This is a genomic window from Streptococcus sp. SM3, from assembly GCF_027497875.1.
The window spans coordinates 1-9602 of record NZ_JAJNSA010000098.1; the positions used below are offsets into that span (position 1 = coordinate 1).

At 45.1% G+C, this 9602-nt stretch carries 12 protein-coding genes, 2 tRNA genes and 1 pseudogene; 2 read left to right on the plus strand and 13 right to left on the minus strand.

The genetic code is table 11. The features are described from left to right. The 3 genes and pseudogenes from PAN06_RS11480 to rsgA form a co-directional block, all read right to left on the minus strand. A pseudogene (locus PAN06_RS11480) lies at positions 1-179 on the minus strand (thiamine diphosphokinase); the annotation flags it as partial. Continuing rightward, positions 172-831, minus strand: a complete 660-nt coding sequence (gene rpe, locus PAN06_RS11485; RefSeq protein ID WP_049491704.1) for a ribulose-phosphate 3-epimerase — start codon at positions 829-831, stop codon at positions 172-174. The pseudogene PAN06_RS11480 and the gene rpe, both read right to left, overlap by 8 nt. 14 nt (positions 832-845) lie before the next feature. After that, positions 846-1724 carry a ribosome small subunit-dependent GTPase A gene (rsgA, locus tag PAN06_RS11490; RefSeq protein WP_049491707.1) on the minus strand — a complete coding sequence of 293 codons (879 nt, stop codon included), beginning with the start codon at positions 1722-1724 and terminating at the stop codon, positions 846-848. A gap of 248 nt (positions 1725-1972) precedes the next feature. On the opposite strand from rsgA, the gene PAN06_RS11495 reads away from it, so the two are divergent. Continuing rightward, positions 1973-2055, plus strand: a tRNA-Leu gene (locus tag PAN06_RS11495). Positions 2056-2059: 4 nt separating this feature from the next. After that, a tRNA-Ser gene (locus PAN06_RS11500) sits at positions 2060-2148 on the plus strand. A 45-nt stretch (positions 2149-2193) separates the two neighbouring features. Here PAN06_RS11500 and rsmA read toward each other — a convergent pair. The 10 genes from rsmA to PAN06_RS11550 all read right to left on the minus strand — a co-directional run bounded on the left by rsmA (position 2194) and on the right by PAN06_RS11550 (position 9417). Continuing rightward, a complete protein-coding gene (gene rsmA, locus PAN06_RS11505; protein ID WP_049497093.1) occupies positions 2194-3069 on the minus strand; it encodes a 16S rRNA (adenine(1518)-N(6)/adenine(1519)-N(6))-dimethyltransferase RsmA in 876 nt (291 codons plus the stop codon). Positions 3070-3121: 52 nt separating this feature from the next. Next, complete coding sequence (rnmV, locus tag PAN06_RS11510; RefSeq protein ID WP_269796374.1) at positions 3122-3706, minus strand: ribonuclease M5; 585 nt, start codon at positions 3704-3706, stop codon at positions 3122-3124. Further along, positions 3678-4448 carry a TatD family hydrolase gene (locus tag PAN06_RS11515; protein ID WP_049471812.1) on the minus strand — a complete coding sequence of 257 codons (771 nt, stop codon included), beginning with the start codon at positions 4446-4448 and terminating at the stop codon, positions 3678-3680. Before PAN06_RS11515 ends, rnmV begins: the two co-directional genes overlap by 29 nt. Before the next feature lie 125 nt (positions 4449-4573). Next, entirely contained in the window at positions 4574-4708 is a 135-nt protein-coding gene (gene rpmH, locus PAN06_RS11520) for a 50S ribosomal protein L34 (protein ID WP_003003086.1), read from the minus strand. A 147-nt stretch (positions 4709-4855) separates the two neighbouring features. Further along, positions 4856-5485, minus strand: coding sequence for an HI_0552 family protein (locus PAN06_RS11525; RefSeq protein ID WP_269796375.1), 630 nt, complete (start codon positions 5483-5485; stop codon positions 4856-4858). Between the two features lie 75 nt (positions 5486-5560). After that, a complete protein-coding gene (jag, locus tag PAN06_RS11530; RefSeq protein WP_021153989.1) occupies positions 5561-6508 on the minus strand; it encodes an RNA-binding cell elongation regulator Jag/EloR in 948 nt (315 codons plus the stop codon). A gap of 15 nt (positions 6509-6523) precedes the next feature. Next, a complete protein-coding gene (locus PAN06_RS11535; protein ID WP_003015944.1) occupies positions 6524-7339 on the minus strand; it encodes a YidC/Oxa1 family membrane protein insertase in 816 nt (271 codons plus the stop codon). Position 7340: 1 nt separating this feature from the next. Beyond that, positions 7341-7682 carry a ribonuclease P protein component gene (gene rnpA / locus PAN06_RS11540; RefSeq protein WP_003002960.1) on the minus strand — a complete coding sequence of 114 codons (342 nt, stop codon included), beginning with the start codon at positions 7680-7682 and terminating at the stop codon, positions 7341-7343. Between the two features lie 78 nt (positions 7683-7760). After that, positions 7761-8438, minus strand: a complete 678-nt coding sequence (locus tag PAN06_RS11545; protein WP_269796376.1) for a CPBP family intramembrane glutamic endopeptidase — start codon at positions 8436-8438, stop codon at positions 7761-7763. Between the two features lie 85 nt (positions 8439-8523). After that, a complete protein-coding gene (locus tag PAN06_RS11550) occupies positions 8524-9417 on the minus strand; it encodes a TDT family transporter (protein ID WP_269796377.1) in 894 nt (297 codons plus the stop codon). Between the last annotated feature and the right edge of the window lie 185 nt (positions 9418-9602).

Consider the following 9602-nt stretch of genomic DNA (forward strand, 5'->3'; position numbering starts at 1 on the left):
TGGGTTCGGATCTGGCGCAAATCGATCTCAGAGACGGAATCGAAATCCCCCACTGCTATATCTAAAGGCAGACCTTGTTTCAGTAGCTTCAAACAGCCACCATCAACGCCTACATAAGCGTCATGATCTCTTGGCAAGAGCGCACTGTCCCCTCCTGCCAGTATTGCGATGTTACCCATTTACAGCATCTCGGAGCGTTTGAACGCGCTCATTGACATCTCCATTAAAGACATAAGAGCCTGCTACAAAAACATTGGCCCCAGCTTCTTTGGCTTGGGAAATAGTTTGAGCATCAATTCCTCCATCCACTTCGATATCAAAGTCTAAGCCTTTTTCTTCACGAAGAGTGGCTAATTCGCGCACCTTGTCCATGGTTTCAGGCAAGAAGGCTTGACCACCGAATCCTGGATTAACGGTCATGACCAAGACTTGATCCACCAAGTTCAAGACATGTTTGATACTGTCTACAGGAGTCCCTGGGTTGATCACAACACTCGCCTTCACACCCGCTTGACGAATTTTTTGAAGAGCTCCGTGGATATGAGGAGTTGCTTCTACGTGGATGCTGATGATATCAGCACCTGCACGGGCAAATTCTTCGATATGGTGTTCGGGATTGGTGACCATCAAGTGGCAATCAAAGACCAACTTGCTATGTGGACGCATGCTCTCTACGACACCAGCTCCAAAGCTGATATTGGGCACAAAATGACCATCCATGACATCGATATGGGCATAGTCAGCTCCAGCTGCTTCTAAGCGTTTCAATTCACTTTCAAAATTGGCATAATCGGCACTCAAAATTGAGGGTGCAATTTTCATTGTTTTCATCGTTGTAGTATCTCCTATTTTGGCATTTTTTTCGAAACTTTTTTATAGGTTTCGCGACGGTTTTCAATCTCACTTAGAAATTGCAAGTAATCCTCATAACGGAAAGGTGCAATTTCCTCTCTTTCAACGGCTGGTTTCACCGCACAAGCGGGCTCATGCGTGTGGGTACAGGTACGAAATTTACAAGAGTGGCTCACATCGGCGATTTCTGGGAAGGCATGATTTAAGTCTTCGCTGGTCGTCACTTCATAATCGAGGGAGGAGAAGCCAGGCGTATCTGCGATCTTTCCTCCATTTAAATGGTAAAAGCTGACAGCTCGGGTCGTGTGTCTACCGCGCCCCAGACTATCTGAAATCTCACCCGTTTCAAGCTCCAGATCCGGAGCAATTTTATTGAGCAAGGTCGATTTTCCTACACCGGTCTGTCCCATAAAGACCGTGGTTTGATTGGTCAAAAGGGGCAAGAGTTCTTCAATCGACAAGACAAAATCATAGCCGATAGCCTGATAGATTCCTTGGTAGTAGTGGATGTCTTCCATATCTTCTAATAAGTCCAGTTTTGAAATATAGACAATGGGATGAATCCCCTTATGCTCCAAAAGAACCAGAAAACGATCTAAAAGATTGGCATTGAAATCCGGTTCCTTAGCTGACATAATCACTACTGCCTGATCAATATTGACAATAGGAGGGCGCACGAGGCTATTTTTTCGAGGCGCAATGCTCAAAATGTAGCCTTCTGAATTCTCTTCAGCAGAGAACTCCACCTGATCCCCCACGTAAGGAGTCTGTCCTTTTTTTCTAAAATTTCCACGAGCCCGTGTCTGGTAAATGTGACCATCTGACTCCACGTAGTAGAAGCCAGCCAAGGCCTTGACGATTGTTCCTTGCAAATCGTACTCCTTTGAGATTAATACTATCTATTATACCAAAAAATGAGAAATAAGGCTGGATTGCTTGATAAGAAAAAACGAAAAGTGAACCTCTCCGGACGCTTTTAGAAACGAATAGGTTCATTTTTTAAATGGATAGAAACAGAAGACGGAGTATCTGTTATGACTTGTCTTTTAGCAGAATTCGGGAAAGGACACCTTCCTTTTTTTCCTTGGCATTTTTCCTAAAAAGTGTATAATAGAACTATGCGGAGGTGGTGGAATGGCAGACACGCATGCTTCAGGCGCATGTGCCCCTTCGGGCGTGAGGGTTCAAATCCCTTTCTCCGCATCTTGGAAAGGTGGCCCAGCTCGGTACGGCACCGGACTCGAAATCCGGCAAGTGGATTTTATTCACGCGCGGGTTCAAATCCCGTCCTTTCCTTCTACAACAAACAAGACATGAGCTACGAAGTTCATGTCTTTTCTGTTATTTTATTCCTGCTTCTAGAAGGCCATCTGCTAGGCGAGCGAAGTCTTCTAAGCTAAGAGCTTCTCCTCGTACAGAAGGTTGCAGGCCTGCAGCTTGGATTCCTGCTTCCAGCTTGGCTTTGATTTCTTCGGTCTTGCCAAAGCGACTGGTCAAGTTGTTCCAAAGCGTTTTGCGTCGGTGGACAAAGCTAGCCTTGCTGACAGAGAAGAAGAAATCTTCATCCTTGACTGCTACTGCTGGTTCTTCGCGACGGACCATCTTCAAAATGGCAGAGTCGACGTTTGGTGCTGGCACAAAGACGGTGCGAGGCACGATAAAGGCTACCTTGGCAGTCATATAGTATTGGACTGCAATGGATAAAGAACCATAAGCCTTGGTGTTGGGCTCAGCCGAGATGCGGTCTGCCACCTCTTTTTGCATCATGACCACAAATTCTTGGAAAGGAATCTTGGATTCGATCAAGTGCATGAGGATAGGAGTTGTGATGTAATACGGAAGGTTAGCCACCACCTTGATCGGAAGGTCTGGATTTTTAAACTCTGCGATGTACTGGTTGAGGTCTACCTTGAGGATGTCTTGGTTGACAACCGTGACATTGTCAAAATCCCGTAAGGTATCCGCCAAAATGGGAACCAGGCGGTCATCGATCTCAAAGGCCATGACTTCTGCCGCATTTTCCGCCAAGAACTCAGTCAAAGCTCCAATTCCAGGACCGATTTCGATGACATTGACCTGCTTATCGATCTCTGCCGTATCCACAATTTTTTGAAGGATGTTGGTATCGGTCAAAAAGTTTTGACCGAAGGATTTTTTAAAGGTAAATCCGTGACGCTCCAGCACTGCCTTGGTCACGCTATAATCTGCAATTCTCATTTTTTCTCTTTTCTAATCAGTTTAGAGGTAAAGGATCCCCTCTACTTCCGTCTTAATAACTGGCCATCGCCTCTTCGACTTGGGCCAAACAAATTCCAAACAACTCCAAGCGTTTGATCAATTGCTTGCCATTGCAGTAGCCGATGCGCAAGGTTTCGCCTAGATATTCCCGTCGTTTGCGACTATCGCTTCCCATCAACAGGCCAAGCCGCATCAAGTCAGTCTTTGTGATATCAAAGAAATGCTCATCTTCGTAAGACCCAACCAGTCCAGCTAGGGCTTTTTCTAAGTCTTCAAAACTGGCATGCTCCACTCCAAGAGAACGCCCCTTGGTCTTGGATTTGGGCACTGCCTCGCCACGATTTAAAAAGGCATGCTTGGCCTGGGGCACCTCTTGCATAATGATCTTGCGAATCCGCTCGCCATTATAGTCTGGATCGGTAAAGACAATGACCCCACGCAACTCTTGCAAGGTAGCAATTCGTTCCAAATCATCTTGATCGATCGCAGAGCCTCGGGTTTCATAGGTATCCACCTCATAAAAACGACGGAGATTGGCTGTATCGTCCTTGCCCTCCACGACAATTACTTCTGGTATTTTTCTTTTCTCAGTCAAGGCCAAATACCTTTCTTGCATTGTCGTAGGTTGCCTGAGCCACTTCTTCTGTTGTTAAGCCACGTAGTTCTGCAATAAAATCTACCACATAACGAGTGTAGGCTGTTTTATTTTCTCGACCACGTTTGGGAACTGGTGCCAGGTAAGGGGCATCTGTTTCAACCAAGATCTTGTCTAACGGAAGGCCAGCTGCCGCTTCTTGGACATCTGTGGCTTTCTTAAAGGTCACCACTCCAGAAAAGGAAATCATCATTCCCAAATCCATGAAGCGTTTCGCTTCTTCTAAACTTCCTGAGAAAGAATGCATGATCCCACCGCGAGGACCAACTCCTTCACTCTTGATGATGCCATAAGTATCTTCTAAAGCATCGCGTGTATGCACCACAAAGGGGAGGTCCAAGTCCTTAGACAATTGAATCTGACGACGAAAAACCTTTTCTTGGACATCTTTTGGTGCCGTCATCCAGTGGTAATCCAGACCGATTTCTCCGAGTGCGACAACTTTGGGATGTTTTAGCTGTTCAAGTAAATAGGCCTCCACTTCAGGAGTATAATCGCCTGCCTCAGTGGGGTGCCAACCAAGCGTGAGATAGAGTTCTGGATGCTGGTCTGCCAACTCCATGGCACGCTCAATCGTCGGTTTGTCAAAACCAACGATATTGTGGGCTACAACACCCATTTCCTTGGCCAAGTCGAGCTCTTCTTGTTCTTTTCCTGCGAATTCTTCCACATTGAGATGGGTGTGGGTATCAAAAATCTGCATGATCTTCCTTTTCTTCCGAGTTTTTCTTCTTTCTATTATAGCAGAAAGCGCCTCTAAATTCACTTTCGGACAAAACAAAAACCAGTAGTCTCGAGTTTCTACTGGTTTTTAGGTTTTTATCTGAATTAGGCAGCCAAAACTTTGCGTCCTTTACGACGACGAGCTGCCAATACGCGACGACCATTTTTAGTTGCCATACGGTGACGGAAACCATGTTTGCGCGCACGACGAAGTTTACTTGGTTGATAAGTACGTTTCACGATGAATACCTCCTCATAGATTTTGTATTCGTTTAGCCGGCTAGTTGTGATCAGTTACTAAACATACTTTACTATTCTATCGGATTCGACTCTATTTGTCAATAGCTATGGCAAAATTGTTGCAAATACAGGTCGGAGAACACCTTTCTACACCTGACGGGTTGCCAAGTAATAGGGTTCCAGAGCCACCAGCGCCTCTTGCAACTGATCCAGGATATTCTCTAGGGAACTCTCCTCAACTAGAGAAACATCGTATTTGACGAGGACCTTACGAACCGTCCCTTCTGCTACTCCTTGCAACAGATCATGGCGGTTCTTTTCTGTTCCTTCTACCCTTTGACTCTCTCCATTTTTCTGGGCGAAATAATAAACTGGCTGAGTGATGGGTATGGTGAGAACCATTTGTTGTTTTTGAAGGCTCTGCTCATCTTTTTTTCGCTCGATAAAGCTCACCTCTAAGGAAACTCCAAAATCAACTGCATCTCCATAAAGCCTCAAGGCAAACATGGGTTCTGCCATCGTCCCTTCTCCTTTTAGATAGGCCCAAAAATGAGGCCGCAAGATCTGGGCCTGGTTCATCCATTGACTGGTCCGATCTTGCTCCAAGTAGGGGTGGCGCTTCTGAAAGGCTGAGACCAAATCGGTGAATTCCTTACGAGCCGCTTGAGCTAGGGCACGATACTGCTCCATCTCCGATGCTAGCACCCCTGCCTTTGCTGGAGCCAGGTATTTCATTCCTTGAAGCTTTAAAAACTCTCGAATCGCTGCAAATGCCATCTGCTTCCTTTCTAAACCTAAAAAAGGAGAGATCGGCTCAATCCCGTCTCTCCCTTATGGGAAATAATAGCTTGATTATCCTTCGATGTCTACCACTACGTAACGGTTTGGTTCTTCCCCTTCAGAGTAGCTAGTGACTCCTTCCATCTTAGAGACAATACGGTGAATGATTTTGCGTTCACTGTTTGACATCGGATCTGTCTGTTGGGCTTGCCCATCTTCGAGGGCACGCGTTGCCAACTTCTGAGCATAGCTTTGAAGAACTTCCGCCCGGTGTTCTACATAGTCATTCACATTAATGGTAATGTAAAAATTCTTTGAGTAGCGGTTATAGAGGTAATTTTGCGCCAAAAGTTGAAGAGCCTTCAAGACTTTTCCGTGGTAACCAATGACACGTCCTGGCTCATTGGTATCAATTTGCATATTGACCGTACGGCGGTTGTGACTGCTTGAGATTGTCGCATCCACATCCATTTCATCGACCACTGTTTGAACATAGGCTGTCACATCATCTACGACTTCTTCGATGTTGTAGTTTTCCTCTACCTCGATACCAAGGTTTGAGAAATCAGATTCGCTTGATTCTTTTGTCGCTGGTTCTTTAACTTTTTCAAGGATATGTTCATGTCCTTTTTCTTCAAGAACAGTATCTGCTTCTTTGTCATGTTTCAGGATTTCGGTCTTGATTTCTTCAGAGACAACTTCTCCTTCTTCTTCGACCTTTTTGATCGCTGCTACGACGCGTCCGAGATCGACCGTCGCTTCGCTCACAGTCTTAACCGGTTCGTTTTGCGCATTGATCTCATCTGGGACACCTTTGACAGCTTTTTGATTGGCTTTTACAACAGTTGTTTCTGCAATGGGCTCAATCTCTACTTGGGCTGGTTTTTTCCCAAACAAGCCAAGAAAACCTTTCTTTTCACGCGCTACAACCGTAATATGTGCCTTCATACGAGGAATATCTAAATCGTTCAGACCTTTTTGAATCGCTTCTTCAACAGTTGCTCCAGTATATAGGACCATATGTCCACCTCTTTCTTATTTTTTCTTTTTCTGTGCTTTGTTTAGGGCACGACGTTTTTGTTTTTCCATGTCGCGCGAAGCTTGTTCTTTTGCTTCACGCTCTGCAATAATCTTGAAGGGGTTGTTCAAGAGATAGGTTTGCCCGACTTGGTAAGCATTGGAAGTCACCCAGTATAGTGCGACCCCGCTGGCTGAGAACAAGGCAAAGAAGAAGATCATCACAGGCATCACATACATCATGGTTGTCGCACTACCATTACGCTCTGGCATGGCTTTATTGGTCAACCAACTGCTGAAAAATGTGAAGAGTGCTGCAAGAACCGGCAAGATATAAGTCGGGTCGATCGCGCCAAGGTCCAACCAGAGGAAGTGACCGACTTTAAGGAATTCGACACGGCTCAGCGCTTGGAACAAGGCCATCAAGACCGGCATCTGGATTAAGAGAGGAAGGAAGGCTGAAGACGTTTTGACGCCTTTTTCCTTGTAAAGGGCCCGCATCTCTTCAGAAAGTTTGGTCCGACTATCAAGATCCTTCCCAGGATACTTAGCTTGTAATTCCTTGAGGAGGGGTTGAATTTCCTGCATTTTGCGGGTTGAATTCATTTGATATTGGAAGAGAGGCAAGAGGACCGTCCGTATGACAATGGTAAAGACAATAATCCCTACACCGATACTTCCGCCAAAGGACAAGAAGCGGATGGCTTCTGCAAAGAAGTAGACGAAGCGTTCCCAACCACCTGTCGACTGAGCTGTCACTTGAGAGGTTCCACAAGCTGTCAAGACCAATAAGGCCGCTCCTAATAATCCAGTTAACTTCAGTTTCTTTTTCACATTATTCCCTTTCTTGGTAGACATGCGCTAATTTTAAGACATGTACAAGATTTTTCTCTACTTGATGAAAGTCGAGCTCCTCCACTCCTTTACGAGCAATGACAACAAAATCATCGGTCGTAAGGAAGGCTTGGTGTTTGATCAAAACATGGCGAATCAAACGTTTGATGCGATTTCTGGTCACAGCATTTCCCAGTTTCTTACTAACAGACAGGCCGACTCGAAAATGCGGTTGGTCTTTGCGCAAGCGGTAAACAACGAATTTCCGATTGGCAACATTTTGACCACTTTTAAAAATAGCATTAAAATCTTTGTCACGTTTGACGCGGTAGCTTTTTTTCAAACCTCAACTCCCTCTATTAAATTTATTCTATTATACCATATTTTCAAAAAAAACCAATCTCACTCAGGAAATCGGTTGCTACTTAAATACAGATAAAAGTAAAGGCAAGGTGTAGTAGAGATTGAGCAAGATATGAGCTAAAATTGGAGAAAGGAGCGTCTTACTCCGATAATACAGGATCCCAAAAATCACACTCGGTAGGAGATAGATGATAGAAGCTCCTAGCGAAAAGGGATTGTGGAGAAAATGTAGGCCACTGTAGATGAGGGCTGGAAGCCAAATTTCAGCATAGAGTTTCCAGCCTTTGAAGTAGGCATTCACCAAGGCTCCGCGAAAGATCAGCTCTTCTGTCACCGGCCGGATGACAAGCATTGCAATCACTAGGATAAGCACACCTGTGGGGCTAATTTCCCGTGGAAACAGACTCAAAACAGCTGCCCGTCCTTGAACAAAACCACTGATGAAGTAATCCAACCAGTAAACCAAACAGGCCGCAAAAACGGCTTCTATCAGAGCTTGAAGAGGGTTCTTCCCCAGCTTAAACTGCGCTTTTTTAGAAAAACGGTAGACCAAAAATCCTGTAAAGACTGCATAGAGGCCTTCTAGGCCAAATAAGGTCCAATAATAGCTATTGGCGCTTGCTACACTATTGGAGACATACTGGGCCAAGGGACGAAATTGAGGCCGAACATAAAAATAAAACAAGAGCAGAAAGAGGGGATACAGCAGTGAGAGCTTTCCTTTGATGAATTTCATAGATACCTTTCCTATAAAGTCTGACAAATCGTATAGTGCATCTTACCATAATCGTGACAAGGTTTCAATGAAAAAGGATGCCTTCCTACTCTCTGAGATAGGCCACATAACCACCTAAGACAGCGACTAGAATCAAGAGACAAAGAAAAGTTTCCATCCATACGAGAGCTGTCAAGAAAGGTAGTTGCAACAAGCCTTGGGCCATTTTCAAAGAGGTCGCTGTGATAACTGTTGGAAAGGTCAGAGCTGAAAAAGCAGGTTGAAAACCTTCTTTGATCATTCTCGGTAGGCGTGTCAAAACAAAGAAATAAAAACCTTGTGAGGCAACTACCATGATCAGTAAGAACCAGGTGGGCAAGCTCGCTCCACCCACACGAACCAGGGCTGCTAAAAGAAGAGAAAAGGGAGCACAATAGATGCCTTCTTGGCCCAACAGATGACTGGGTAAAGGGGACTGCTTCAAATCATGATAGATAAGGGGATAAAGAAGAAAGGTCAAACCAAAACCAATCACTAGAGCGAGATAAGCAATCTCTCTGATTCCTACAACTGGATAGGTCAAGGCTGCTACTGCAATGCCCACATAGAGAACGGTCCAACTGGGAGTGGCATTGGCTCTTGGTCGCGCTAGGACATGGGTCTTGGTAAAATAGAGAATTAAGCTCAGATCCAAGAGAAAGGCAGACCACCAGACCAACTGTGATAGACCTCCAAAGGCGGGAAAGAGGTGCAAAAGATAGGTGGATAGAATCATCCCTGCCATGGGAAAGGTCGCCATCCCAGATAAAAGAGCTGGTTGTTGGAGTTCTATCTTGGTTTCTTGCCAGCGAATCGCATGATAAACGACAAAGAAAAACCAGAAGAACAAACCTGTCAGACTAAAGGCATGAGCAAGGAAGGGTAGCGAGTCTGCAAGAAGGTTTCCAGCGCCAACCAGTCCTAACAGACATCCTGAAAATACTAAGGGGATCTTTTTCATCAGAAGCTCCAATCATGTTGTCGTTTTCAGTATACCATAAAAGAGAAGGAAGCAGGATAAAAAAAGAGAGTGGGACAGAAATCGGTAATTCGTTAGAATTCGATTTCGTCGTCCCACCTCCGCACAGTTGAGTAGGGCTGTAAAAGCTGATGAAATCAGCGTAGTAGAGCCCACTCAACCACTGC

Bases quoted from the DNA above. Each gene is read 5' to 3' on its own strand.
- PAN06_RS11550 (WP_269796377.1), bottom strand. From the start codon at position 9,417: ATGAAAAAGATCCCCTTAGTATTTTCAGGATGTCTGTTAGGACTGGTT.
- rnmV (WP_269796374.1), bottom strand. From the start codon at position 3,706: ATGCAAGAAAGGTATTTGGCCTTGACTGAGAAAAGAAAAATACCAGAA.
- jag (WP_021153989.1), bottom strand. From the start codon at position 6,508: ATGGTCCTATATACTGGAGCAACTGTTGAAGAAGCGATTCAAAAAGGT.
- PAN06_RS11545 (WP_269796376.1), bottom strand. From the start codon at position 8,438: ATGAAATTCATCAAAGGAAAGCTCTCACTGCTGTATCCCCTCTTTCTG.
- PAN06_RS11515 (WP_049471812.1), bottom strand. From the start codon at position 4,448: ATGCAGATTTTTGATACCCACACCCATCTCAATGTGGAAGAATTCGCA.
- rpe (WP_049491704.1), bottom strand. From the start codon at position 831: ATGAAAACAATGAAAATTGCACCCTCAATTTTGAGTGCCGATTATGCC.
- rsmA (WP_049497093.1), bottom strand. From the start codon at position 3,069: ATGAGAATTGCAGATTATAGCGTGACCAAGGCAGTGCTGGAGCGTCAC.
- PAN06_RS11525 (WP_269796375.1), bottom strand. From the start codon at position 5,485: ATGGCATTTGCAGCGATTCGAGAGTTTTTAAAGCTTCAAGGAATGAAA.